Source organism: Microcoleus sp. D2_18a_D3, assembly GCF_036702455.1.
Lineage (GTDB): Bacteria > Cyanobacteriota > Cyanobacteriia > Cyanobacteriales > Microcoleaceae > Microcoleus.
Genome location: NZ_JAUBTK010000092.1, coordinates 1 through 23,434 on the forward strand (window position 1 = coordinate 1; position 23,434 = coordinate 23,434).

Consider the following 23,434-nt stretch of genomic DNA (forward strand, 5'->3'; position numbering starts at 1 on the left):
ATTCCAGGCGACTGAAGTCGCAGCCGCTTTCCTCCCCATGTCTAAAGCCAGGGGCTTCTCGCTCGTTTTCTGGTGAACGAACAAAAGGGGAGGCTTACTACCTTGGTATTGTCAGGACTGATGCCGACAATAGTCGAAATCCATCCTCACCATCCTCACTGCCTGATTCTGCGGGGTTTTCATCCTCACTACCATCCTCACCCAAAAAAAGCGGTGAGGATGGTAGTGAGGCAAGAATCCTTGCACAGAGGACGGGTGAGGACGGTGAGGACGTTCTTCCAACTCTTCTGACCTTTTGCAATTCTTTCTCCAAACTTTCCGACTCCGACAAGCAAAAACTAACAGAGCTACTCACAGGCATCCCCTGCTCTGACCCGCTCAAAGCTTTCAGAGTCGGAGACAAAGTGGCTGGCAATAAACCAGAGGACTCTAGCTACAACTGGCACGGCCGCATCGTTGAGATTCATACGAGCATCAGTTGCAAGGTTGACTGGCAAGAGCGCGAAAAACACAAGGGCGGCCGGATAATCTCCATGCTCTTCTGCGACCTGCGGAAAATTTAGCCACTGCCTGACAACTAACGACTGAATCCCATCCCCCTTAACTGGGGGATTTTTGTGTCTACAAGTTCTGTAGACATTTTGTTGACATTGTAGACAATCATCAGTTAGTGTAGACAAATACTGTATACAGGTGTCTACAATGAGTCAAAGTCAAGTCGTATCGTTCAGGGCGTCCGGCCACTTTCTCAACTGGATAGAAGCTCAGAGACTAGAGGGTGAGTCGGTAAGTCAAGCTGCACAACGCATTCTCAAGGAAGTCTCAGGCACGTCTACACCCGTGTATACAGTGTCTACAACTAGCGGCAATATTGTGTCTACACCGTCTACAGATTTGTCTACACGAAGCAATGATAGCGTCGTGTCTACAGAGATTGTAGACATTGTAGACAAAACTGTAAGTTCAAATCTTGACCCCGTGATGGAGCGTATGGCCGCCATTGAGGAACGGCTGGGAAAATTGAGTGCCTGAGCGATGGCAACGATGAATCGCTCAGGCAGGAATTGAAAGCGGCAAACAAGCAACTTGCGGAATGGGATGCAGAACTGAATCAGTTGCACGAGCGCAACGGCGATTTAGGACTGAAGGTGCAGATGCTGGAGCAAGAGCTCAAGGAAGCACAGCGCGATCGCCAAACAAATAAAAACTCCGCTCCGACCGTCGCAGAATTCCCAGAGCCGGCCGACCTGCTCAATCAGTTGAAAGCGCGGCGTAAAAAGTCGAGGGCGGACTTAGCTGATATGGAGGTGGTTTTGGAAATACTTAGCTATGCTCAAGAGCAAGATTGAGCGACAGATGAGCGGAAAAAGGAACTTTTGCTAGGACGGCAAACCTAAAACCTTTGAGCGCTAAAGCATGGAAATTCATGGACACAACTGGACTCGAACCAGTGACCCCTACGATGTCAACGTAGTGCTCTAACCAACTGAGCTATGCGTCCTCACGAATTCCTAATGTAGCAGAACATTCGATCGCCTGTCAAGCATAAATTATGAAATTTTTTAGGCAGGCACTCTTGACATCGCCCCTAATGCCCGATCGCCCGCCAAATCTTCACAGTTCGATCGCCCGCACCGCTAGCCAAACTTTCCCCATCAGGACTAAACGCCACCGACAAAACCTCCCCCCCGTGGCCCGTCAGAATTTCCAGCAAACCCCCCGTACCCGCATCCCACAAATAAATCGTGCCATCCCGACTCCCCGTCGCCAAAACCCGACCATCGGGACTCAACGCCACACACAAAACATCCCCAGAATTGTCCCTCATACTCCGCAACAGCGTCCCTCGCCCCTGTGCATCCACCCGCCACAGCTTCGCCGTACCATCCCGACTCCCCGTCGCCAAAATCAATCCTTCTCCTACTCCCCCCTTTACCAAGGGGGGGCTGGGGGGAGTCGGAGCAAAAACGATCGCCCGCACCCAATCCCCGTGCTCTGCTAAAGTACAAATCGATCGACCATTTTGCCAATCCCACAACTGCACAGTCTTGTCCCGACTCCCACTAGCCAAAAACTCCCCGCCAGAACTAAAAGCCACCGCCTCCACCCCGCCAGCGTGACCCGTCAAAGCCGACATCCGCCTTCCCTTATTCAAATTCCACAACTGCACAGTTTTGTCCCGACTGCCGCTAGCCAAAACCTGACCATCCCGACTAAACGCCACAGCATAAACCCTGTCAGAATGACCCGTGAGAGTGTACCACCACTTACCCTTATTCAAATCCCAAATTTGAATTGTTTTATCACGGCCGCCACTAGCCAAAGTAGCGCCATCAGGACTAAACGCCACACAAGTCACCCAGTCAGAATGACCAGTGAGAGTGTACCACCGCTTACCCGCATCCAACTTCCACATCTCAATCGTCTTGTCCTCACTGCCGCTAGCTAAAGTCGCGCCATCAGGACTGAAAGCTACCGACGTGACAGCATTAGAATGACCTACCAGAGTATGAACACACCTCCAAGTAGGCGCGCGTGCGGGTACAACCCGCTGCATCGGTGGCACAGGTAAAATGGTGCCTGCAACCGTTGGCGGCACTGTATTCTGCACCACAGGCATCCTCTGCGGCACGGAACTTTTAGGCGCTGGTAGGGGCGGTGCCCCCGTGCCCGCCCCCGTGCCCGCCCCCGTACCCGCCCCCGCCGACTGCGGCAACTGCAAATCTTGCAATACCTCAGCTACAGATTTGTAGCGCCGACTGAGACTCGGTTCGATCATTTTGTCGAGGATGCGACTTAATTTCGGATCAATTGGAACCTTCAAAAAGTCTCGCCAAACCCAAGCATCTTGATTAATATCAAACAAATCAAAAGGAGATATTTGAGTCAGCAAATAAATGCAAGTTACTCCCAAACTGTACAAATCACTGGCATAAACCGCTTGACCTCTAATTTGTTCCGGCGCCACGAATTCGGGAGAACCGATGACTGTACCAGTTTGTCTCAAACCCTCCACAACTTTTGCAGCGCCAAAATCAACTAAAACTAATTCCCCCGTTAATGTTGGGTAAGTATAAATGATGGGAGGTTGAGAAATGCGGCGGCGGATAATATTGGGCGGTTTAATATCTCGGTGAATTACACTGCGATCGTGCACGAACTGCAATACTGGCAATAAATCCTTCAGCAGACTGAGAATTTTACTTTCGCTAAAAGGCCCAGTCCGCGCCAACTCTTCCTGTAAATTCTGACCTTCTATAAATTCCTGTACCAAATACTGATAGCGTTCCTGCTGAAAGTGCGCCAGCAGTTCGGGAATTTGCGGGTGTTTCCCCAATTCGTCCAGCCGCACTGCTTCTCGGTTGAATAATTCTGCTGCTTTCTCGCTGCTGCTGGTACCTTGAGATAGCGGGAAAAACTGTTTAATTGCACAGCGGGGTTTTGAGGGTTTGTCTTGGTCTATTGCTAAAAAAGTGCGACCAAAACCGCCGCGCCCCAGGGGTTTGATGGCGCGGTAACGCTCTCTGAGCAACAGTTTGGAGCCACAACTCAGGCAGAATTGGGTACGATCGGCATTTTGCGGGTTTTGACAGGCGGGGTTTAGGCAGTAACTCATAACTGAACCGAGAAGGAATCAGCAGCACATCTCTATGATACTGAGGCCGGGGGGCGATCGACTCTCGCGTTACAATTAAAAACCAAACGACTTTAGTCCTCAGAATTTAAGATGTGGCTTTTACTTTCAGAGCATACTCTTTAAACCTTTCCAAATCAGCCTGAATTGTCGATTCAACCACGCGGCCGAGAAATAGGTTATCCATCAATTTTCCCAGCCAGCCGGGAATTCCGTAAGCCACTGTCAGCTTGACGATACTGCTGTCTTTGCGATCGTAAAATCTTACCGCACCTCTATTTGGCAAACCGTCTACCGATTCCCACTGAATTATCTGATGCGGCACTAATTTGAGAATCCGAGAAAGCCAGCTAAATTCTAATCCGCCAGTTGCGAGTTTCCAGCGAGACAATTCTGGATCTTCTTCGAGAACATGAACAGATTCTATCCACTTCATCCAGCGCGGCATTTGCTCTAAATCTGACCAAAGTTGCCACGCTAATTCGATGGGAATTGCCACTTCTACTTGGACGCTGTGTTCTAACCAATCAGTCATGGGATTTTAGATTTTAGATTTTAGATTTTAGATTGAAGAATTGTTTCTTTCTGGTTCCCAGGCTAGGCCTGGGAACCAGAGAAAACGAGAGACGACTAATGACTAATGACTGTAAGCTTCGAGAATTGCCTTAGCGGCTTGATGGCCTGAAAGTGTCGCTCCTTCCATGCTATCAATGTAGTCTTGCTGAGTGTAACTTCCTGCTAGAAAGAAATTGGCGATCGGAGTTTTTTGAGCAGGGCGGAAAACATCCATTCCCGGCGCTTCGCGATACAAAGATTGAGCGAGCTTAACTACACTGTACCAAGTCATGTTTAATTCCCGCGCTGAGGGGAATAAATCCTGAACTTGCTTAAGTACGTGTTGGGCGATCGCCTCATTGCTTTGTTTAATAAACGGATCTCCCGGTGTCAGCACCAACTGCAACAGCGAACCTTTTCCTTCTTGATAATAATCTTTGGGACTTGTCAGTGCCAAATCTGCAAAACAAGAAAAATCTGCATCTGCTGAATATAGCAAATTATCGATTCCTACAGCGTGACTCAACTGTTTGCGCTTGGCTTCGTCTTCCAGTTCCGTTACCCAACCGTCGAACCGCAATTGTACTGTAGCAACCGGCACCGCATCTAATTTATAAATGTTGTCAAATTCCGACCATTTGCGCCAAGCTGGGGGCAATATTTTCTGAATTCCGGGCACGTCGCAGGCGAAAACGTAAGCGTCTGCGGTAATATTTTCTTCTGTTTCGCCGTTAGCTACTACCAAGCCTGTTACGCGGGTTTCTTCGCCTTCTTCAAACTGAATTTCTCTTACTCTGCGCCGCGTGTAAATTTTGGCTCCTTTCTTTTCCAAATATTCTACAATTGGTTTGTGCAAATATTCGTTGGGAGAACCAGCTAGCATTCGCATGACAGAGGCTTCGGTTTTCGATGCAAAGAATTGAAAGATTGTCAACATACACCGGGCAGAAATATTTTCAGTGTCGATAAAACCCAGTGCGTAGGCGATCGGATTCCACATTCTTTTGAGCGAGTTTTGGTTGCCACCTTGACTGCGGAACCAGTCAGCGAAGCTAATTTTATCCAAATCGCGGATAGTTTTCATTGCCCCGTCAAAGTCTATCAAACCTCGGACGATGGGGCTAGTTCCCAGGGCGATCGCATTTTGAATTTTGTCTTGTACGGATAGCTGGGATGTAGTAAAAAATGCCTTCAATCCGTGCAAAGGAGCACCTACCGGAAAGCGAAAATCCAAAGAACCTGTTTCGCCGCCTCGATTGATAAAAGTGTGGACGTGTTCTTTGAGGAGCAAATCGTCAAAAGCTCCCACTTTTTTCATCAGGGCAAATAAGTTATAATAGCAGCCGAAGAAGACGTGCAAACCCATTTCAACGTGATTGCCGTCTGGATCTACCCAACTGCCGACTTTACCGCCGACAAAGGGGCGGGATTCAAAAATTTCTACTTCGTGGCCGGCCTCCACTAAATCGACTGCTGTGGTCATTCCAGCCAGTCCCGCACCTGCGATCGCAACCCGCATTTTACCTATCCTTTACAGTATTTTTACAAATTGTAACAAAATTTAGAATATCAGAAATATTATTAAAGTTCGTAAATGCCGATCGACACTTGTATAGCCCTCTGAATTCTGGCTAGGACATCGGCACTAATTTGACCGTAAGGGCCTTGTTCTAGGAACGTCTGCCGCAAAGCAGAAACGTTTTCACATACAGCTAGAGAATCAGCTTGCAATCCTCCCTCACCCGCAGGAATCAAGACACGAGTAGGATTTTCTACTCCTGCAAGATTACTTGTGAAAGGAACAACAATGACAGAATCAGTAAACTCGTTGCGGATATCGGGAGAAACCACAACTACAGGTCTTTTTTTGGTATCTCCTAACTGACGCAAAGCCCTTGAAAGATAAATCTCACCTTGGCGAGGATAAGTTTTTCCTGTTGAGTTAGAGTCCATCGCTGCTCCATGTTTCTTCTATCTGTTCCTCTACCAAATTAAACCATTCTTTTTCATCCTCAATATCTTCTTGGCTGCGGTTTTGATAAAACTTCCGCAACTTATCTTCTATTTGCTTAGCGTACCATAGACGGAGAGCCTGCTCGATCGCCTCCGTCCAATTATCAGTAAATTGGTCTATTTTATCAGCTAATTCAGCATCAAGGGCGACTAACACTTCTCGCTTTTGAGTAGAATTTGACATAATCATTCTCCTTAATAATTTAAAAACTATGGTGCGCTGTGGCGCACCTTACAACTTACTTTTACCTCTTCCTTCTCAAAACAGTCAACAGTCAACAGTCAACAGTCAACAGTCAACAGTCAACAGTCAACAGTCAACTAACTTCAAAACATCGGCATCAACTGAAGTGGCCCAATTCCCAAGTCTTTAGCAGACACCCAGCGCACCTCAAGCAAAGCGATCATATCCTTAAACTGAGGCTGACCGCGAGAAGCACCCATCAACCCTTTCGCAATAATCAAACCGCACCAACCGTTGGTTAATTTACAGCGGCGATCCCACTTCTTGCGAGCTTCCTGATGCACCGGATCGTCTTCATTAAACTCCCCAAACAAATACAACTCGCCATTTTTGGTTTGCAAAATACCCAAGTCGTATTGCTCATCGTGAAAAGGATTTTCGCCCGGATTAAAACCAATCCCCTTCACGCCTCCAGCTTCTTTCAAATCCTGAATCATAGTTTTTGCCTTCGGATGAGAAGTTTGGATCATCACCACCGGCAAACCATCTCCGGCGGTATTAATATCAACTTCTGCACCTTGGTGAAACTGGACACTTTGGCGCAGGAAATCTACCGTTTCCCAAGGTACGGCGCCGAGACTCAAAAATGAATTTTGCGGCACCAAATCGTCCCGCAGCAGTGGCTTGTCAAATTCATCATCATCGTCATCATCGTCATCATCGTCATCGCCGAGCATCTGTAATAATTCGTCTGATACATCGGGCATCGTGGAAACTTTAACGGATACCTGTTGAATTTCTCCGTCAGCCTGCGGCACTGGGATGCGGTAGCGGCTGCTAAGACTGGGAAAAGTGTCTGAGCCCAATTTCCGGCGACCGTTGCGGAAAAAGCGGTGAAATGCTTCGAGAGCAACTAACATCGTGAGGGCTTCTTCTTCGTAAAGAATCGATCGCAATCCTTCTAAAGGATGTAAGTTGCCGAAATTTGGTTCAATTTCCGATGGAGGCAAATCGGCTAAATCAATTTCGTCATCGTCGTCGTCCTCATCAATATCTGCTCCACTTTCAAAGGTAAGAAACAAACAGTCTTGCCCTAAAAAAGCCTGTTCTAAATCTTCAAAAGATTCATCGTTGACGACTCGTTCTCGAAACCGTTTCAAAGATTCTAGAGAGCGGTACAGTAAAACTCCGTAATCCATTCTGCCTTGCCCCAATACGGACACGTAGAGGCTGGCGACATCCCACTGATTGATTTCAATAGATATAATTTGGTGTTCGCTCAAAGTCCGCCACGGAGCGTCTTGCCAAATTTGAGCAGCTTTTTCCATTAAAACTTCAGCATACTGAGGGGGCAACTCAGGAGGTCTGTTGATCGCGACCTCTTCCATGCCGCGAAATATTTCGTCAATTAAGGGCAATTCCGGCACGTAGTCAATGGAAATGCCTAAATCTTGAAGTACGCCCCGCAGATAAAATTGAATTTCTCGGTTTTTGACTACTATTTTTTGGGGGCGGACTGCGGGAGCCGGACTTTGGGGATGTTCCATTGCCCGTAGCAGGGCCCGGACGATCGCCTCTGGGCCGGCATCTGGGCCTACCATGTCCATAGCCCTCACGACTCCTTCGGAGCCATCCACCCAGAGAATGCACTCGCCACCAGCTTCTAGAACGTCATCGTCATCTAGCATCATGTGCGAGTCAGCATTAGATAAGGGTCGGCGATCGCCCTCCCACACGCTGGGAATTTGAGGTAAGTTTTGTAGCCGACGAAGAGTAGAGCGATTCAGCGCTGCCATAGAGTAAGCCCGTTGGGTGAAGCATTGTTGCGGTGCCGGTAGCCGGTCAACCGCTGCTTATCAATCATAAACCCTATAGGGGGAGAGGACATCAAGCTGGGGAACGAGGCCCCACGGGAATTAAAAATTAGAAGGTAAAAATTCTGCCTTCAGCATCTAACCTTATGCCTTCGGGCGAATGCCTGTACAATGGACGGATAAGATTAAACTCTTAGCAATAGACAGTCTCAGGAGTTCGGCAAATTATGACTCAAGCCATTTCTGAAAAGCGCGGCATTCAAATGACGGACTCTGCTGTCCGTCAAGTTTTAGCCCTGAGAGAAAAACAAGGTAAAGACCTCTGCTTGCGGGTAGGGGTGCGCCAGGGCGGATGCTCTGGAATGTCCTACGTGATGGATTTCGCAGATCCCAGCACTGTCAAATCCGACGATGAAGTGTTCGACTACGACGGTTTTCAGGTAGTTTGCGATCGCAAGAGCATTCTTTATCTCTACGGTTTAGTTCTCGACTTCAGCGATGCTATGATCGGGGGCGGATTTCAGTTTACTAACCCCAACGCAACTCAAACTTGCGGTTGTGGCAGTTCATTTTCTACATAAATCGGAAAATAGGGCGTGGGGCAGAAAGTTGTTAACTGCCCCACGCCCTTTTCCATGCAACATCCCAAATCTAAAATCTAAAATCGAATGACCCCTGAAGAATTGTTTAAAGACGGTTTCGATCGCTACCAAGCTGGCGAAGCCCCGGCTAATCTGATCCCCGTGTTTAAAGAAGTGTGCGAAAAAGCTCCCAAAAATGGCAATGCCTGGGCTAGCCTCGCGTGGCTCTACCTGTTAGAAAATAAACCCGCACCGGCTCAAAAGGCAGCGAAAACCGCCGTAAAATTGAACCCTCATGACCCCCAAGCTCGCATCAACCTAGCAGTAGCGATCCTCGATCTCAAAGAAAAAGGAGTGCGCCCCCACGTAGAAGTGGCTCAGCAATTAGTGATGGCTTCCGAAGAGTTGCTCGACGAAGTTAAAAAAAATTTTGAAGAAGGATTAACCAGAAAACCCGACTGGAAGAGTCTCGCCCGCGTTAAACAGTGGCTTCTGGAGCCCTAACGGCGCAAACAAGTCGATTTTGGGGCGGGGATCGAGGAAATCGGCTTTGCGGTTTATTACGATATCGTAATAAATCAATAAATAACTTTATGGAAAACTCAGGAAGTCAGTGCTAGTATTTGAAGACTTAGACGATTGACAAACCCGCTCAGCGGTTTTCAGATTTTACTACGATAATACTAGGAGTTGTAAAAACATGAGCACTGACAGCCACGTTAACATCAAACCCGCAACCCGCAACCACAAAGGTTTCTTTATTCAGCCAGCTTCTTACAAGTTGATGAGCATCGATAAATCCGGCTGGGCGTTGATTTGTATGGACAAAGCAGTTTGTCACTACGTAGACCCGGATGATTTGCAATTGCCGAATAAATCAGGAATGTCTGAAGGTTAATTCTGAAGTTTTGAGAGACTTTAAGATGCTTTATTTGAGTAGCTGCCCTCTATGGAGGGCAGCATCTTTTTTTTGTCAGAAAAAAGTCCGACAACAAAGCCGTGTACGGGATTTAAGGGATAGAAGGATAGAAGGAAGAATTACCGATTACAAATTACCGATTACAAATTCCTAATTGTTAGATTTCAAGGCAAAAAGCATCTCCAACTCAGCAGTTGTCGGTTGTGTAGAAGCTGTGGCTACGCTAACTCCTCGGAGAGAATTGAGCAATTCAGCGACGGGCGGCGAAACTAAATTGGGCTGTACTGCGAGCAAATATTGGTTAGCCCAAGACATTGTTTTTTCCATATCTATGTAAAAGTAACCTTGGTTGACTTGCGGTAAAGAAGTGGCGATCGCCTGAAAACTCCGACTGCTGCTTAGCGGCTGGGGTGGTGTCGAAGTAATCACATCAACTAAAGGCCCGCCGAAAGCTACAAACACAGAATTTTCATTCAGCCAACCGTGCCCGAATAAAGTGCCTTGCTGGGGTATTTTCCATTCCGTAACTTCCTTTCCTTGAACTTGTCTGGGGGCGACACTGACTGTAGCATTGCTTTTGGCGATCGCATCGAGTTTTTTCAGAGTTGCTTCGGCTGCAGGGCGATCGCTGGTTTCAAAAATCATCGCCGCCCCCATCCCCAACTGAGACAAAATGCCTTGATCCGAACCGATCGCCCCGATCGCAAATTCCCCGTTCATCCAACCAAAAACATCACGATCCGCATCCAAATCCAACCGCTTAAAACTACTCCTCACCTGCTGAACTCCCCTGTCAACTTCCGGGCTATCTTTTGCCTCAGCGTTTGCTTGCGACCAAATTTTATCGATTCCCTTGCCGCCGACTAAAGCAATAGTTTCATCGGGAAATCTGGGCAACAATTTCGATGCGACTTGTGGATTTTGCTGCACGAATTTAGGGTCTAACTGAGCGATAGTTTTTACCCTCAATCCCGCACTATCCGCCCCAATTCCCGCAACCAAAGACTTAACTTGTTGGAACTGCGAAAACACTGTCCAAGGCAACTGGATATCTGCGGGCAAATTAGCTTTCAATTGCTCAAGTGCGGCCGGATAGTCAGCAATATAAACAGTTGCGATCGGATTCGTGACACCCGCACTCTCTGCAAAAAACTTAGTTGTGCTCTGCTGCGTAGCCAGGGAGGGTTCTCCTTTAAAAGTATCGATCGCCAATTCCACAGGCTTTTTCAAAGGAGCCATCACTAATTGGTCGTTCAGCAAAGCCACACTGTAGCGCTTGCCAGTTGGCTCTGCAATCTCAGAAATTTTAACTCCTTTATACTCGGTTTCTTGAGTAGTTGCACCGGGCTGAGATTTTAATTTATTCGCAAAATTCCAAGCACTAATTTTATTTTTCACGCTGACTACTACGAGCAGTTTTGGAGGCTCTGTATTCGTCACAGCATCAGGGGGCAGCAAAGCGACCATCACCCCCCCTAACCAAGGCTTTAAGTCCCTGTCAAAGTCGATTTGAGTGCCTGCCAAGCTTTGTTCTTGAAAGCCCTTCAAACCCTGACCGATCAACTTTTGAGCTCCTGGCGTGCCAAATCGCTGCAACTGGGCCAACGCTTGGGGATTGGGGGAGATAAACGCGGCCATCATTGCTTCGTCGGGCACAACTTTGGCGCTGTCTTGAGGGTTGGATACTTGTTGGCTCAAACCCTGGAAGTAAAAGTAGACCGCAGCGCTACCTGCTGCGACGGTGGAGGCAGCAATTAGAAGCTTTGATTTTTTTGCTGGCATGGTTTGTGTTCCTCGCGTCCATATCAGTTTAATCAAAATACAGAAAGCTTGTGGGGAGGCGATCGGGTCGGCGCTCTACTTTTGTATAATTCAAAACAAGTTTGGACGATCGTCTAAACTACTGTTGATGTGCATTGCGGGTAAAAGATGAAAGTAGCGATCGCGGGAGCAACGGGATTTGTAGGTAGCCGGCTGGTGGAGAAGCTGCAAGCTGCGGGACATCAAGTGGTGGTTTTGAGCAGGGATGCGGCGAAGGCTGGCCGAGTTTTTCCCGCTTCAGCTTATCCGAATTTGGAAGTTGTTGCCTACACTCCAGCGGAGTCTGGTGATTGGCAAAAGTCGATCGCTGGCTGCGACGCTGTTGTTAATTTAGCAGGAGTGCCGATTGCAGAGGAAAGGTGGACGGAGGCGCGCCAGCAAGCAATTCTCGACAGTCGCAGACTGACGACGGCAAAATTGGTCGAGGCGATCGACAATGCTAATCCTAGACCATCTGTGTTAGTGAGTGCATCGGCGATCGGCTATTACGGAACCAGCGAAACCGCTGAGTTTGACGAAACTAGCCCTGCTGGAAACGATTTTTTAGCAGCAGTTTGCAAAGACTGGGAAGCAGCGGCCCAACCTGCAAAAAATGCGGGAACGCGGCTAGCAATTTTGCGGCTGGGGATAGTTTTGGGAATGGGAGGCGCGTTGGCAAAAATGCTGCCACCTTTTAAACTATTTGCTGGCGGCCCCCTCGGAACTGGGAAACAGTGGTTTTCTTGGGTTCACCGCGAGGATGTGGTTGATTTAATTTTGTACGCTTTGCAAAATCCGCAAGTTGAAGGCGTTTTGAATGCGACAGCACCGAATCCGGTGCGGATGAATGAATTGTGTCAAACTTTAGGGGAAGTTTTAAAGCGGCCTTCTTGGTTGCCGGTGCCAAGTTTTGCATTAGAAATGCTGTTGGGAGACGGGGCAAAACTTGTTTTGGAAGGGCAGAAAGTGTTGCCCAAACAAACTTTAGCTAGCGGTTTTCAATATCAATATCCGACGCTTAAATTAGCACTCGAAGAGATTTTATCGGGAAGTTAGGAACCTACGGAATAGCAGCCGCCGAATAGAATTCGGATGCTCCACAAACAAAGAAAATTCCTCGTTACCAGGCAGAGCCTGGTAACGCATCTCCAGAGGCTCTGCCTCGCTTTAGCCGAAAGCAGATGAACAATCAAGAAATAGCAACCGCATTTAAAGTTCCCGCAGAACTTCCATTTCTTCAAGCTATTTGCTGGCAAATTGCTGATGTCAAAAATTTGACTTTCAAGGAAATGCTAGACCGCTACGAATCCGGCTGGCATTATTGGGGAGTTTTGGGAAAACCTAGCTCCGAGGAACTGGCTTTTATTCAAGCAATTAGCCAACAGCATCAATCTTGGTTAATAGCGGAACTGGGAAGCAGTTGTCCGCCCACAAATCCCGAAAATTGGGTAAGTTCTCAAGCAATGTTTAAACGCGAAATTCATCAAAAGATATTAACTGTACTCAGCCACTTGAATGTCGAATTTCTACAGGAATGTCGGGCGTATTTTGGCGGCGGAACGCTGGTAAGTATGGAACACGGAGAATATCGGTTGAGCCAGGATATTGACTTTATGTGTCCGATGGATGATGGCTACCGTCTCCTGCGCCGAAAAGTTGCCGAAGGAGGCTATGATGCGATTTTTGCTAGTGGCGATTCCCTTGGGGATAGCTTCGCTTCACGCATTGTTCTCCCGAACGATATTCAAGCAAACCAGTATGGGATAAGATTTCCTGTTATTGTTGACGGCACTACTATTAAATTCGAGATGGTTTGTGAAGGGCGAATTGAGTTTGGCGAACCCCATTATCCAAATTGGTCGCCTGTTCCTTGCTTGAATCAAATCGATAGTATAGCAGAAAAGTTGTTGGCAAATGCGGATCGATGGCCGAGCGATCGGGTAAATTCTAGAGATTTAATCGACTTGGCGATTCAAAGGTTAGCGACTCCGATTCCCCAAGAGGCGATCGACAAAGCGGAAGCAGCTTATCAAGTTATGGAACCGCTCGATCGAGCGATTCAGTATTTCCAAGATCGTCCCGATTATCGGGAAAAATGCTATGAGGTTTTGAGTATTGCAGAACCAAATACAGTTATTGACGGTATCGATTTACTAGCTCAGGATTTAGGCCGGGAAATAACAGGCAGGACATTTAGCGAGACTATTTCCTCGTTCCCAGGCAGGCTTGAAGATTAGATGCTTAGATGCTGGATTTGGTATTGCTCTCCTTCCAGGCAGAGCATGGCAACCTGAGATTTCCTGTTTAAATTATCACCTGATAGTAATAATGGTGTCAACATAAAAATCTTAATACTCATCTACAAACTGCTCGTGAACCCACAGAAATTCGCGGCGTCTGTTCTGCACCCGCACCAAGCCACCAAAACCAGGATCTTTTGCTTTTAGCAGCGCGTGTAATTCTCGCAAAATCGAGCCTTGGGCGTGGATGGCTGCTTCGCCCTGTTGCCAATCAGGGGCATCTCTGTCGGTAGACAAATTAGTCGCTAAATCGCTTCCTTTCAAGGTAGATTCGATGCTTTTTTGTCCGAAATCGAGTTCCTCTTCAATGCCTTTGTAGGTTGCCTCATCTAGCATTAGCTTGGTTGCTGAGGCTGCGACAGGTAAGACTAAACTCAGAGTTGCTGTCAAAATTTTGATATAGGGGGCTGCTTTGGTAAACCATTCGCGCGACACTTCCAATTCATAAACCCCCTTCTTCTTGTCGTTAGGATTTAAGGCTGGAAGCGGTTGACGAGAGTGTTCGCACCAGAGGGTAATTTGCAATTTTGTACTTATCCATTTGGGGCGATCGAAAAACTTGGGATCGACGGGCTTGAAACTGAACAGGCGCGGGCCATCTTTCGCTTCATCAGTGAGCATTTGCATCAGTGACGCAAATTCCTCATCGACTTTGCTGAGAATGATCCGCTGATCCTGAGACAATGACTGAAAGCGTTCTTCACCTCGACGATCGACAATCGCTAAATCTTTGCGGATAATTTTTAGCTCGTCTTTGACAATATTTCGGAACTGCTGAATGCCGATTTCTTGCGATGGGGGTGGAGTAGTCGGCGCGTTATTCAGCAGACGATCGATGTTTTGCCATTCACCACAGCCTGAAATGGGACAGGGATACTCATCACGATTCTTCTTTTTGCTCTCAATTAGTTTCTCTACCTCAAATAGCCCGTTTCCCGGCGCATTCTTACCGCAAGTCGCAATGCAGGGAACCATCACATTACATCGCAATCCTTCCCAGAAATTCTCGACTAGCCATTTAATTTCTTCGGTGAGATAAGACAAAAACCGTTCTGGATAAGCTGCCCGCACGGTAATTTTTACATCAGTGTCAACATATTCCAGCAATGCCCTACCGTTGTAGTCGTTGTCAAGCATCAAACCCCGTTGCCAATGGATACTTTTTTCGTAATTGCAGCGCCCCAGTGAGTATTTGTGCAAGCGCACAATCAATTGATAAAACAATCCTTCTGCTACTGCAAGTTGTCCTCGATCGTCCACAATCCGGCAGATTTGCACTTTTTGTCTGTCTCCGGCTTCGGGTTGCTGTTCCCAATTGGGCAATTCCGGGCGTGTATCGCGTACAAGTTGAGCAATCAAGCTGGTATTGCTGGGTTTAGCCGGGTCGATCACAACCCGGTAGGATAAATCGAAGCGTTCCATCAGCTTGAGAAAGATGGGATGTAGTTCTTTCGGGTAGCCGTTCTCGCCTGGAAACGGGGGATTGCTCCATAATTCGCCCAGATGCTCAAAATCTACTAAACCGTTGCGGCGGCGGGTTGTTTCATCATCGAGTACGAAGCTGATTGCCTTTGCTAGCCAGTCGGGTTTGAGGATGACGATATCCCGCAGTATTGGATCGTAATGGTAATGGATGAAATGCCCCAAGGTATGGGAAATGCGAAGGAAAAGTTCTGCTTGTTCTTTATCGATTCCTTGTTGAGCGCAGATGGCAAGGACATCATTGTAGGGCAGATAGGCTTTGTCGTTTGTCTGCAAGATTTCCCGCACTCGCTGCCACTTGGCGGGAACGGAACGTCCCATTTCGGGAAGAGATGCGGCGACACTAGCAATCTTTTGTTTTAATTCTGCCAGCCCGGTGCAGGAGTTCTGAAGGTCAGGTTTGCTGTCTACATGGAAGAAGTCAAGCACCGTATCGCTGCCGAATCGATCCTGAATTTCCTGTCTGTCAATGTCGGGTTGTCGCTGTCCGGGGCCGCCGTGGGTGGCGACTACTAGCACCTTGGCTTGCGGTTCGCGATGCTTAATCAAGGTAATCCACTCTTTGACAAAGCCTTGCTGGGGGCCTTCTCGCGGCTTCCACACCACCAGATACACGGCTGGTGCACTGAAAAACAACTGGTGTGTGGATCGATAAACCGGTTGACCGCCAAAATCCCAACCATTGAGTGATATCTCTGTGCCACTGTCGGGATGGGTGACAATAACTGGCTTAATTTCAATGCCGTGAGTGGTGGGACGACTTTCTAGCCATTCATCCTCGCGCAATGCGCCCAACAGACAACTCTTGCCCACCTCGCCTTCACCGATCAAAATCAGCTTGGCTTCATTCAGGGTGATTTGTGCTTGTGCTTTTGCCCGCAGGTATTGCAAGACGGCTTCAGTGCCTTGCTCATAGGCAGCAGCGAGGTCAGGATTGAGAGGGTTTTCGGAGAGGTAAAGGTGTTGCAACTGGGTGAGGGAGGCGATCGCCTCTGGTAGTTCCGTTAGTTGGTTGTTGTCGAGGTAAAGCCGTTGCAACTGGGTGAGGGATGCGAGCGACTCTGGCAGTGACCTCAGTTGGTTGTTGTGGAGGTAAAGCAGTTGCAACTGGGTGAGGGATGCGAGCGACTCTGGCAGTGACCTCAGTTGGTTGTTGGAGAGGTAAAGCTGTTGCAACTGGGTGAGGGATGCGAGCGACTCTGGCAGTGACCTCAGTTGGTTGTTGTGGAGGTAAAGCTGTCGCAACTGGGTGAGGGATGCGAGCGACTCTGGCAGTGACCTCAGTTGGTTTTTGGAGAGGTAAAGCATTCGCAACTGGGTGAGGGAGCGTATCGCCTCTGGCACTTCTGTCAGTTGGTTGTTGTAGAGGTAAAGCTGTCGCAACTGGGTGAGGGATGCGATCGCCTCTGGCACTTCTGTCAGTTGGTTGTTGTGGAGGTCAAACTGCTGCAACTGGGTGAGGGATGCGATCGACTCTGGCACTTCTGTCAGTTGGTTGTTGTCGAGGTAAAGCTGTCGCAACTGGGTGAGGGATGCGATCGCCTCTGGCACTTCTGTCAGTTGGTTGTTGGAGAGGTAAAGCACTCGCAACTGGGTGAGGGATGCGATCGACTCTGGCAGTGACCTCAGTTGGTTGTCGGAGAGGTAAAGCAGTCGCAACTGAGTGAGGGATGCGATCGCCTCTGGCACTTCTGTCAGTTGGTTGTTGGAGAGGTTAAGCTCTTGCAACTGAGTGAGGGATGCGATCGCCTCTGACACTGCCGTCAGTTTGTTGTTGTCGAGGTCAAGCCGTTGCAACTGGGTGAGGGATGCGATCAACTCTGGCAGTTCCCTCAGTTTTAGAGCCCTAAGATCAAGTGTCCTTGCTCCCTCTCGCCGTGCCTGTTCAATGCGCTGCCGTGCTTCCCGATCGCCCTCAGTTTCTAACATTGCCAATTCCTTGTTTGGATTTTTCTATATAAGTACGATCGCCTTTTGAGATGACTCGGGCGATCGCCAGACATGATTTGATGTTCAATATTGCTTAATCTCACTTCAAAATAACATCAATATTTTGTCGATCATGAGCTTTGAGCAAACTCGCCGGATCGGGTCCAGCGGGGATAATGCAGCCGGGATTCAGCGGGAACAAATTGCCGTAATAATCGCGCTTCACAGCTTCCAAATCGCAAGTGCCAGCAACTCCCGGCAACTGGTACAAATCGCGCAGATAAGCTCCCAAATGCTCGTAATCTTGAATGCGGCGCACATTGCATTTGAACAAGCTGTAATAAACGGCATCAAAACGGAATAGAGTAGTAAAAAGCCGCACGTCTGCTAAAGTCACCCGATCGCCACAAAGGTAACGACTCCTCAAGAGCGAGCGATCGATCTCGTCTAAAACAGCAAACAATTCACTGCAAGCCGAATCATAAGCAGCTTGAGATTGCGCGAAACCGCAGCGATAAACGCCGTTATTCACCGATTGGTAAATCTTCTCATTCCACTCGTCAATTTGCGATCGCAAATCCAGAGGATAAAGATCCATTTGAGGATTGCTAGCAAACTCGTTAAACTCCGAGTTTAGCATCACAATAATTTCCGAACTCTCGTTATTGACGATCGTCTTTTTCGACTCATCCCACAGCACCGGCACCGTACACCGCCCCTGATAGCCCCGTAAAGCCAACTGATAAAGTTCCGGCATCGTGTTGCAGCCAAAAGTCTCCGACTCCATCACCCACATTCCCCCTTCCGAGGGATAGACAATCGACACCGATATCGCATCTTCCAGCCCTTTGAGCGCCCTCGTCACCAGAGTGCGGTGCGCCCAAGGGCATCCCGTACCCACAAAGAGGCGATAGCGTCCCGCAGCGGGCCCGTGAGGGTTGTCTGGTGCAGTGCTGACAAAATTGCGGAAACTGCTGGTGGGGCGAATGTATGCTCCCGTGCGATCGGGCGGGGCTAGTTTTGACATCATTAATTGCCACATTGATGTCCAGACAAATTTGCCGAGCTTGACTGTTACGGATGAAGGAAGCGATTTGTTTTTCACAATGCAATTAAAAGAGGTTTGCTAAACATAATTTGCTTATTTTAACTCACATTGCGAGGTTTATTACCTCATTCTCAGGAAGAGGCTGGGAACGCAGATGCTTTGGCTCTGCCTCGATCGTGGTTTTGAGTTATAATAATCTACTAAGTCCTTGGCGCTTAACTCAAATTTATGGATTTCACAGGCACTTTAAATCAGATCGTTGCCCTCAGCGTTCAAGAGCGGATTCGTCTTGTACAAGCAATTTTAGACAGTATAGCGGCAGAACAGGTTCACCCAGACCTGACAGACTTTCAAAAGCAGGAAATCGATCGCCGAATTGATGATTATGAAGCAAATCCTGATAATGTGCTGACTTGGGAAGAAGTTAAAGCTTCAGTCAAAGCACGAAAATAAACTATGAATTATGCGTTAGTATTCCGTCCAGAAGTTCGTGAAGAAGTGGATGAAGCATAAACTTGGTATGAAAGTCAGCAACTAGGACTTGGTGACGAGTTTTTAGACTGTATTGACGAAATGCTCGATCGAATTTGCCAGATGCCGGAGTCATATCCTGTTGTCTATCGCGATGTTCGGCGATCCGTGGTGCGTCGCTTTCCCTATGCTGTGTATTATCGCATTGTATCAAGCCGAGTGATAGTGACCGCCATTTTTCTGGCGTAGCAGAGACTCAACAGCATGGCAAACTCGAACCTAACCAGTTCTTTCGTTACCATGCTATGCCTTCCTCGGTTCCCTCACCTGGGAACGACTTTTCTAGTCTCTGCCAGAGGCTATTTCAGCATAAGCTCGATCGATCAATCGGCGAGCAACCGTCTGAATTCCCGTATGTTCGTAATAATTGGTAGTCATGTCTAAAAACGCCGCCACATAATCCAATTTGTCATCAGTAACATCAACGTATTGCTTGAGATGGCCTAAAACTATAGCGGGAGTTAAGCCGCGAGACTGTACTAAATTGTTCATCCAACCTTGGGCTGAAGCGAAAGTAGTTGTCACAAATCCGAACTTTTGTGAATTATTTGCGCCGGGAATTAGATTGCTGATATTTTGGAATGTTGAGTTTTGCTGCAAGGTTGAAGGATTCAATCCGCCTAGGGTATTTTGTGCTACTCTAATGAAGTCCGGGCCAAGGGGAATTAAACCGTCAGCACAAACTAAAGCAGCCATCCGCATCACAGATTCGCTTTTGTAATTTGATAAATAATTACCAAAGCTTCCCACATTGTCAAGGGAAATATTGTTAAGTTTGCAGAAGGCAATTAGCTCGATCGCCACTTTGACGCACAAGTCGATCGTTTGAGTAGTGTCAGCTTTGGGAGTGAGGCGGTTAAGAAAGGAAAGAAAGCCGATGTTTTCGCCGATTTTATTCGCCATAGCCGTTGCACCTAACGCACTGTCGGCGCTGTCTGCTAACTGGTAAAGCCTGACTACGCCTTGATAGGGTTCGTTGGGGTTAGCGTAAAGCTCGATCGCGCGATCGCGAATTTTCTCAACTAATTTGCGCTTTGTTTCCCCTGTCACCGCTTGAATAGTATTATCAAAACCCGTTAGATTGTTCCACTCCCCCGGAACCACAAAATCGAGAGATTTTAACATCATCACAGTGACGCCACCCGACGGCAAATTGTCAACCAATTCCACAATAGATTTGCTCATCACAAACTCCTGAATAGCCAGATTTAAAGTGTTCTTCCAATTACTCCAACTTCGGCAAATCCGATTCCAGATTCCAGATAAATTCCCCAGAACTAAGTAGGTAAGCACAAATAAATATTACACGACCAGATCCAGTTTTGCAATCCTCTGATCTTTTCTCTCTTCTCGCTCCTCTGCGTTCTCTGCGCCCTCTGCGGTTCATTAAAAAAAAGTCTTTTTCACAAAACATTTGCATTTCACTCGCCAGCACAAAGTTAAGTTTCATTATATTGAAAACTCAAAAATCCCGCCACGTGGTAAAATAAATGGCGCAAAACCGAAAAAAATAAAATATGACTGTTGCAGTTAACAAAACTCCGGGATTAGCCTCGCGTTTAGTAAATGGCGTCCTTTCCATCAAGCCTTTGGCTAATCTAGCCAAGCACCAAGCGCGGGAAATGATGATAAAAAGAGCTGAAAAAATCGGAGTGCATTGGCGACAAGAATCGCAAGCACTTTTGGCTCGGAATTGGGAGGCAGAATTGCTCAGCGTTCAAAATCCCGATCTTGTTTACCCGAAATATTATCTAACTTCATTCCACGCTTATGAAAAAGGTAATATGAGTTGGGAATCTGCTACAGAAGTAGAAGTTGCCGCCCGTACAGTTCATGCGGGAATTTGGCCGGAAGCGGGTGCAGAAGGCGATGCAAAACTCCGCGCCAGCTATCACGAAGTCATCAAATCTCAGATTGCTTCTTCACCGCAGGATATTGTTGATTTGGGATGCAGTGTGGGAATGAGTACCTTTGCACTTGGGGATGTTTACCCGGAAGCGAAGATGACTGGGGTGGAGTTGTCTCCTTATTTTTTAGCCGTTGCTAAATACCGTTCCCAACAGCGAGAAGCGGAATCTTTAAATCAAAAATCTCCGACTTGGGTTCACGCTGCGGCTGAATCTACTGGTTTGCCGGCGGCTGGTTTTGATTTAGTTTCTATTTGTTTAGTTTGTCACGAATTGCCGCAGAAAGCTACTAGAGAAGTGTTCCGGGAAGCGAGGCGTTTGCTGCGTGTTGGCGGACATTTGACAATTATGGATATGAATCCTCAGTCGGAAGTTTATGCAAAAATGCCTCCTTACATTTTGACTTTGCTCAAGAGTACGGAGCCTTATTTGGATCAGTATTTTGGGTTGGATATCGAGCAAGCTTTGGTAGATTCGGGTTTTGCAAAGCCGACAATTACTTGCAATACAGTCAGACACCGCACTATTGTTGCTGAGGCAATATAGCGGTTTTCAGTAGAGTGAAGTAGAGATATCGGGTAGGACACGGCGGTGCCGTGTCTAAAGCTGTATTTATTTATTTAATTCGATTGAAAACTGCTATAAATGGTAAAGTTGCATAGATACTATTCAATCCTGGGGACGGTGCGTGAGTGTTAATAGTCTAATCTGTGGATTTAAAAATTTCTGCGATCGCGCCCCCTACTGATAAATAATTCCGATGCTACCGGATTTGATATTAGACAGCCGTAGAAGCTATTCACAGCGCCATTTGTTAGACATTTTGATAGAACCCTAAAAGTAGGACATCTTCATGAACCCGACAGCCCCCTCTCAAAACGTCATCGATTGTTTGCAGGTTATCTTGGATGCTACTGCATCGAAGAATTACGAGCTTTTTACTACAGTCGGTGATGCAGGCTACAAAGCGAGCATTACACAAAAAATGTTTGACGATGTTAGCGAGCAACTCGCTTCCCGCCTGCAAAAGGGATACTCAATTAATTATTTTGGTGAGATAAAACAAGGTAATTCTCCGATTTATTTGTGGAAGCTGAGTTTTGACGATGGTGGAGATGAATTTGTGGCACACATGACGATGAATGGAGACAAAGTTGCTGGGATTTTCATCGAATAACATATCTTGCTTGACACGGCGTTTCACTGAATCTAACGCCGATCGCGCACAACCGTTAATCGAAATCGATCGGGCGGCACAAAGGTGATTCCCCGGCGGGCTGGACGAATGGGCCGATCGAGATTCGATACAAACTCACGGGAAGACAGCACCGTTGCTAAAACGAGCTTCATTTCCAACATCGATAACGCCATCCCGATGCAGCTTCGACTCCCCCCTCCAAACGGTAAAAATTCAGAGGCGGAAAACTTGCGATCTAAAAAGCGATCGGGATTGAATTGAGCGGGATTTTCGTAGGTTTCAGGGCGACGGTGCGCCAAATAGACACAGGGGATTAAAATCGTTCCCGGTTGATATGTATAGCCTTCGAGTTCGATCGTCCGTTTTACCTTGCGCGGCTGCGAAATTAAGGCAATTGGATAAACCCGCAGCGCTTCCTTGCAGACTGCTGTTAAGTAGGGCGACTGCGAAAGCGCGATCGGATCGGGATTCTCGCCCAATTCATCCAATTCCTTCCGCAACCTAGCGAGACATTCGGGAAACTGATGCAGCCAGTAAAACGCCCAAGTCAACGCCGATCCAGTCGTTTCATGTCCCAACAACAACAGCGTCATCAACTGATCGCGCAATTCTCGATCGCCGAGGGATTCGCCGCTGTCGTCGCGGGCCATCATCAACACCGACAGAATATCCGTGCGAGACGAATCGAGAGAATGCGATCGCCTCTCGGCAATTTCCGCATAAATCAGGGAGTCAATCTCCGCCATCTGCTGCAAAAACTGCCCCCACGGGCTCCAAGGCCCCAAATTTTGCTGCAACGGTTCAAAGAAAAATTGCATCGAGTACAGTTCAGAGGTAATCGCCTCTAAAAGGTTGCTGAGCAATTGTTTCAGCCGTTCGTAGCGCTCTCCCGGCACTAATCCAAACACGACTTGCAAGATTACTTGCAGCGAAATTTCTGACATTTCTTCGCGGACTGCGATCGCATCTGGGGCTTTCCAGTCGATCGTCTGCTTTTTCGTCAAATCAACAATCAAATGCCCTTGACTGTGCAACTGTTCCCGATGCAGGGCGGGCATTAATAGCTGTCGCTGTCGCAGATGTCGCGGCCCTTCATTCATAATGAGGGATTCATTTCCCACCAGGGGACGAAATATGTTGGTCACTTTGCCAAACTCAAAGGCATCGGCTAAGGTCGTAAACACCGCCTGAATCGCTTCTGGACTGCCCAGAAACACCACGGGGGGCGAAGCGGGCCCCAACACGCGGGCGGTAAATGTATCGCCGTATTTGGCAGAATAGCGATCGAAAAATGCGATCGGGTCAGCTACCAGCGAAAGCGTTTGGAACAAAGCAGGAGAACGAGATCCGGTAGGCAGCGTCATTGCAAAACTGGCGAAACACAATATTTCTAGTGTATTTTGACATACTCCGAAGTTTTCGATCGACCTTGCACCCTGAAATTTATCTGCGATCGATCGCGAAGGCAAGTAGCAAAAATAGTAATGCTATCGGGATCGATCGCAGATTGTATGGCTAGCTTCCCAGCCTAAACTGCTA

23 protein-coding genes and 1 tRNA gene are annotated in these 23,434 nt (G+C 47.7%); 12 read left to right on the top strand and 12 right to left on the bottom strand.

Annotation, left to right across the window (positions count from 1 at the left end):
* The 3 genes from QUB06_RS28870 to QUB06_RS28880 form a co-directional block, all read left to right on the top strand.
* A partial coding sequence (locus QUB06_RS28870) for a hypothetical protein (RefSeq protein WP_333438204.1) occupies positions 1 to 563 on the top strand: 563 nt, incomplete at its 5' end.
* Between the two features lie 139 nt (positions 564 to 702).
* A complete protein-coding gene (locus QUB06_RS28875) occupies positions 703 to 1,032 on the top strand; it encodes a hypothetical protein (RefSeq protein ID WP_333438205.1) in 330 nt (109 codons plus the stop codon).
* 32 nt (positions 1,033 to 1,064) lie between these two features.
* On the top strand, positions 1,065 to 1,349 hold the full coding sequence (locus QUB06_RS28880) for a flagellar alpha dynein (RefSeq protein WP_333438206.1): 285 nt from the start codon (positions 1,065 to 1,067) through the stop codon (positions 1,347 to 1,349).
* A 78-nt stretch (positions 1,350 to 1,427) separates the two neighbouring features.
* Here QUB06_RS28880 and QUB06_RS28885 read toward each other — a convergent pair.
* From QUB06_RS28885 to QUB06_RS28915, 7 genes are all read right to left on the bottom strand, one after another.
* Positions 1,428 to 1,501, bottom strand: a tRNA-Val gene (locus QUB06_RS28885).
* An 87-nt stretch (positions 1,502 to 1,588) separates the two neighbouring features.
* The gene (locus tag QUB06_RS28890) at positions 1,589 to 3,616 is read right to left on the bottom strand and encodes a serine/threonine-protein kinase (RefSeq protein ID WP_333438207.1); all 2,028 of its coding nucleotides are present in this window, start codon (positions 3,614 to 3,616) and stop codon (positions 1,589 to 1,591) included.
* A 106-nt stretch (positions 3,617 to 3,722) separates the two neighbouring features.
* On the bottom strand, positions 3,723 to 4,169 hold the full coding sequence (locus QUB06_RS28895; protein ID WP_333041342.1) for an SRPBCC family protein: 447 nt from the start codon (positions 4,167 to 4,169) through the stop codon (positions 3,723 to 3,725).
* Positions 4,170 to 4,271: 102 nt separating this feature from the next.
* Positions 4,272 to 5,708 (bottom strand): 9,9'-di-cis-zeta-carotene desaturase, encoded by a 1,437-nt coding sequence (gene zds / locus QUB06_RS28900; protein ID WP_333438208.1) that lies wholly within the window; start codon positions 5,706 to 5,708, stop codon positions 4,272 to 4,274.
* A 62-nt stretch (positions 5,709 to 5,770) separates the two neighbouring features.
* A complete protein-coding gene (locus QUB06_RS28905) occupies positions 5,771 to 6,142 on the bottom strand; it encodes a type II toxin-antitoxin system PemK/MazF family toxin (RefSeq protein WP_333438209.1) in 372 nt (123 codons plus the stop codon).
* On the bottom strand, positions 6,132 to 6,386 hold the full coding sequence (locus QUB06_RS28910) for a hypothetical protein (RefSeq protein ID WP_333438210.1): 255 nt from the start codon (positions 6,384 to 6,386) through the stop codon (positions 6,132 to 6,134). Before QUB06_RS28910 ends, QUB06_RS28905 begins: the two co-directional genes overlap by 11 nt.
* Positions 6,387 to 6,529: 143 nt before the next feature.
* Positions 6,530 to 8,182 (bottom strand): DUF6930 domain-containing protein, encoded by a 1,653-nt coding sequence (locus tag QUB06_RS28915; RefSeq protein ID WP_333438211.1) that lies wholly within the window; start codon positions 8,180 to 8,182, stop codon positions 6,530 to 6,532.
* Between the two features lie 245 nt (positions 8,183 to 8,427).
* Between QUB06_RS28915 and QUB06_RS28920 the strand changes: the two genes are divergently transcribed.
* The 3 genes from QUB06_RS28920 (at position 8,428) to QUB06_RS28930 (ending at position 9,679) form a co-directional block, all read left to right on the top strand.
* The gene (locus QUB06_RS28920) at positions 8,428 to 8,781 is read left to right on the top strand and encodes a HesB/IscA family protein (RefSeq protein WP_006632680.1); all 354 of its coding nucleotides are present in this window, start codon (positions 8,428 to 8,430) and stop codon (positions 8,779 to 8,781) included.
* Positions 8,782 to 8,868: 87 nt separating this feature from the next.
* A complete protein-coding gene (locus QUB06_RS28925; protein ID WP_333314961.1) occupies positions 8,869 to 9,285 on the top strand; it encodes a tetratricopeptide repeat protein in 417 nt (138 codons plus the stop codon).
* A 196-nt stretch (positions 9,286 to 9,481) separates the two neighbouring features.
* Positions 9,482 to 9,679, top strand: coding sequence for a hypothetical protein (locus QUB06_RS28930; RefSeq protein ID WP_006632682.1), 198 nt, complete (start codon positions 9,482 to 9,484; stop codon positions 9,677 to 9,679).
* Between the two features lie 171 nt (positions 9,680 to 9,850).
* Here the strand turns inward: QUB06_RS28930 and QUB06_RS28935 are convergent, their stop codons facing one another.
* Positions 9,851 to 11,482, bottom strand: coding sequence for a DUF3352 domain-containing protein (locus tag QUB06_RS28935; protein ID WP_333438212.1), 1,632 nt, complete (start codon positions 11,480 to 11,482; stop codon positions 9,851 to 9,853).
* A 147-nt stretch (positions 11,483 to 11,629) separates the two neighbouring features.
* On the opposite strand from QUB06_RS28935, the gene thyD reads away from it, so the two are divergent.
* Both thyD and QUB06_RS28945 read left to right on the top strand, forming a co-directional pair.
* Positions 11,630 to 12,556, top strand: coding sequence for a thylakoid membrane protein ThyD (gene thyD / locus QUB06_RS28940; protein WP_333438213.1), 927 nt, complete (start codon positions 11,630 to 11,632; stop codon positions 12,554 to 12,556).
* Positions 12,557 to 12,681: 125 nt separating this feature from the next.
* Positions 12,682 to 13,737 carry a nucleotidyl transferase AbiEii/AbiGii toxin family protein gene (locus QUB06_RS28945; protein WP_333438214.1) on the top strand — a complete coding sequence of 352 codons (1,056 nt, stop codon included), beginning with the start codon at positions 12,682 to 12,684 and terminating at the stop codon, positions 13,735 to 13,737.
* 111 nt (positions 13,738 to 13,848) lie between these two features.
* Here the strand turns inward: QUB06_RS28945 and QUB06_RS28950 are convergent, their stop codons facing one another.
* On the bottom strand, positions 13,849 to 17,211 hold the full coding sequence (locus QUB06_RS28950) for a leucine-rich repeat domain-containing protein (RefSeq protein ID WP_333438215.1): 3,363 nt from the start codon (positions 17,209 to 17,211) through the stop codon (positions 13,849 to 13,851).
* Positions 17,212 to 17,311: 100 nt separating this feature from the next.
* Entirely contained in the window at positions 17,312 to 18,253 is a 942-nt protein-coding gene (locus QUB06_RS28955) for a glutathione S-transferase C-terminal domain-containing protein (protein ID WP_333438226.1), read from the bottom strand.
* A gap of 234 nt (positions 18,254 to 18,487) precedes the next feature.
* Between QUB06_RS28955 and QUB06_RS28960 the strand changes: the two genes are divergently transcribed.
* Positions 18,488 to 18,712, top strand: a complete 225-nt coding sequence (locus QUB06_RS28960; RefSeq protein ID WP_333438216.1) for an addiction module protein — start codon at positions 18,488 to 18,490, stop codon at positions 18,710 to 18,712.
* A gap of 360 nt (positions 18,713 to 19,072) precedes the next feature.
* On the opposite strand, the gene QUB06_RS28965 is transcribed toward QUB06_RS28960, so the two are convergent.
* Entirely contained in the window at positions 19,073 to 19,975 is a 903-nt protein-coding gene (locus QUB06_RS28965) for a hypothetical protein (protein WP_333438217.1), read from the bottom strand.
* Between the two features lie 332 nt (positions 19,976 to 20,307).
* On the opposite strand from QUB06_RS28965, the gene QUB06_RS28970 reads away from it, so the two are divergent.
* On the top strand, positions 20,308 to 21,243 hold the full coding sequence (locus QUB06_RS28970; RefSeq protein WP_333438218.1) for a class I SAM-dependent methyltransferase: 936 nt from the start codon (positions 20,308 to 20,310) through the stop codon (positions 21,241 to 21,243).
* Between the two features lie 307 nt (positions 21,244 to 21,550).
* Positions 21,551 to 21,874 carry a hypothetical protein gene (locus tag QUB06_RS28975; protein ID WP_333438219.1) on the top strand — a complete coding sequence of 108 codons (324 nt, stop codon included), beginning with the start codon at positions 21,551 to 21,553 and terminating at the stop codon, positions 21,872 to 21,874.
* A gap of 32 nt (positions 21,875 to 21,906) precedes the next feature.
* On the opposite strand, the gene QUB06_RS28980 is transcribed toward QUB06_RS28975, so the two are convergent.
* Positions 21,907 to 23,259 (bottom strand): cytochrome P450, encoded by a 1,353-nt coding sequence (locus QUB06_RS28980; protein WP_333438220.1) that lies wholly within the window; start codon positions 23,257 to 23,259, stop codon positions 21,907 to 21,909.
* Positions 23,260 to 23,295: 36 nt separating this feature from the next.
* Between QUB06_RS28980 and QUB06_RS28985 the strand changes: the two genes are divergently transcribed.
* The gene (locus QUB06_RS28985) at positions 23,296 to 23,427 is read left to right on the top strand and encodes a hypothetical protein (protein WP_333438221.1); all 132 of its coding nucleotides are present in this window, start codon (positions 23,296 to 23,298) and stop codon (positions 23,425 to 23,427) included.
* The last annotated feature ends 7 nt before the right edge of the window (positions 23,428 to 23,434 follow it).

Excerpts from the sequence above, each read along its gene's own strand:
- QUB06_RS28875 (WP_333438205.1), top strand. The coding sequence starts at position 703 with ATGAGTCAAAGTCAAGTCGTATCGTTCAGGGCGTCCGGCCACTTTCTC.
- QUB06_RS28890 (WP_333438207.1), bottom strand. The coding sequence starts at position 3,616 with ATGAGTTACTGCCTAAACCCCGCCTGTCAAAACCCGCAAAATGCCGAT.
- QUB06_RS28895 (WP_333041342.1), bottom strand. The coding sequence starts at position 4,169 with ATGACTGATTGGTTAGAACACAGCGTCCAAGTAGAAGTGGCAATTCCC.
- zds (WP_333438208.1), bottom strand. The coding sequence starts at position 5,708 with ATGCGGGTTGCGATCGCAGGTGCGGGACTGGCTGGAATGACCACAGCA.
- QUB06_RS28905 (WP_333438209.1), bottom strand. The coding sequence starts at position 6,142 with ATGGACTCTAACTCAACAGGAAAAACTTATCCTCGCCAAGGTGAGATT.
- QUB06_RS28910 (WP_333438210.1), bottom strand. The coding sequence starts at position 6,386 with ATGTCAAATTCTACTCAAAAGCGAGAAGTGTTAGTCGCCCTTGATGCT.
- QUB06_RS28915 (WP_333438211.1), bottom strand. The coding sequence starts at position 8,182 with ATGGCAGCGCTGAATCGCTCTACTCTTCGTCGGCTACAAAACTTACCT.
- QUB06_RS28920 (WP_006632680.1), top strand. The coding sequence starts at position 8,428 with ATGACTCAAGCCATTTCTGAAAAGCGCGGCATTCAAATGACGGACTCT.
- QUB06_RS28925 (WP_333314961.1), top strand. The coding sequence starts at position 8,869 with ATGACCCCTGAAGAATTGTTTAAAGACGGTTTCGATCGCTACCAAGCT.
- QUB06_RS28930 (WP_006632682.1), top strand. The coding sequence starts at position 9,482 with ATGAGCACTGACAGCCACGTTAACATCAAACCCGCAACCCGCAACCAC.
- QUB06_RS28935 (WP_333438212.1), bottom strand. The coding sequence starts at position 11,482 with ATGCCAGCAAAAAAATCAAAGCTTCTAATTGCTGCCTCCACCGTCGCA.
- thyD (WP_333438213.1), top strand. The coding sequence starts at position 11,630 with ATGAAAGTAGCGATCGCGGGAGCAACGGGATTTGTAGGTAGCCGGCTG.
- QUB06_RS28945 (WP_333438214.1), top strand. The coding sequence starts at position 12,682 with ATGAACAATCAAGAAATAGCAACCGCATTTAAAGTTCCCGCAGAACTT.
- QUB06_RS28950 (WP_333438215.1), bottom strand. The coding sequence starts at position 17,211 with ATGTTAGAAACTGAGGGCGATCGGGAAGCACGGCAGCGCATTGAACAG.
- QUB06_RS28955 (WP_333438226.1), bottom strand. The coding sequence starts at position 18,253 with ATGTGGCAATTAATGATGTCAAAACTAGCCCCGCCCGATCGCACGGGA.
- QUB06_RS28960 (WP_333438216.1), top strand. The coding sequence starts at position 18,488 with ATGGATTTCACAGGCACTTTAAATCAGATCGTTGCCCTCAGCGTTCAA.
- QUB06_RS28965 (WP_333438217.1), bottom strand. The coding sequence starts at position 19,975 with ATGAGCAAATCTATTGTGGAATTGGTTGACAATTTGCCGTCGGGTGGC.
- QUB06_RS28970 (WP_333438218.1), top strand. The coding sequence starts at position 20,308 with ATGACTGTTGCAGTTAACAAAACTCCGGGATTAGCCTCGCGTTTAGTA.
- QUB06_RS28975 (WP_333438219.1), top strand. The coding sequence starts at position 21,551 with ATGAACCCGACAGCCCCCTCTCAAAACGTCATCGATTGTTTGCAGGTT.
- QUB06_RS28980 (WP_333438220.1), bottom strand. The coding sequence starts at position 23,259 with ATGACGCTGCCTACCGGATCTCGTTCTCCTGCTTTGTTCCAAACGCTT.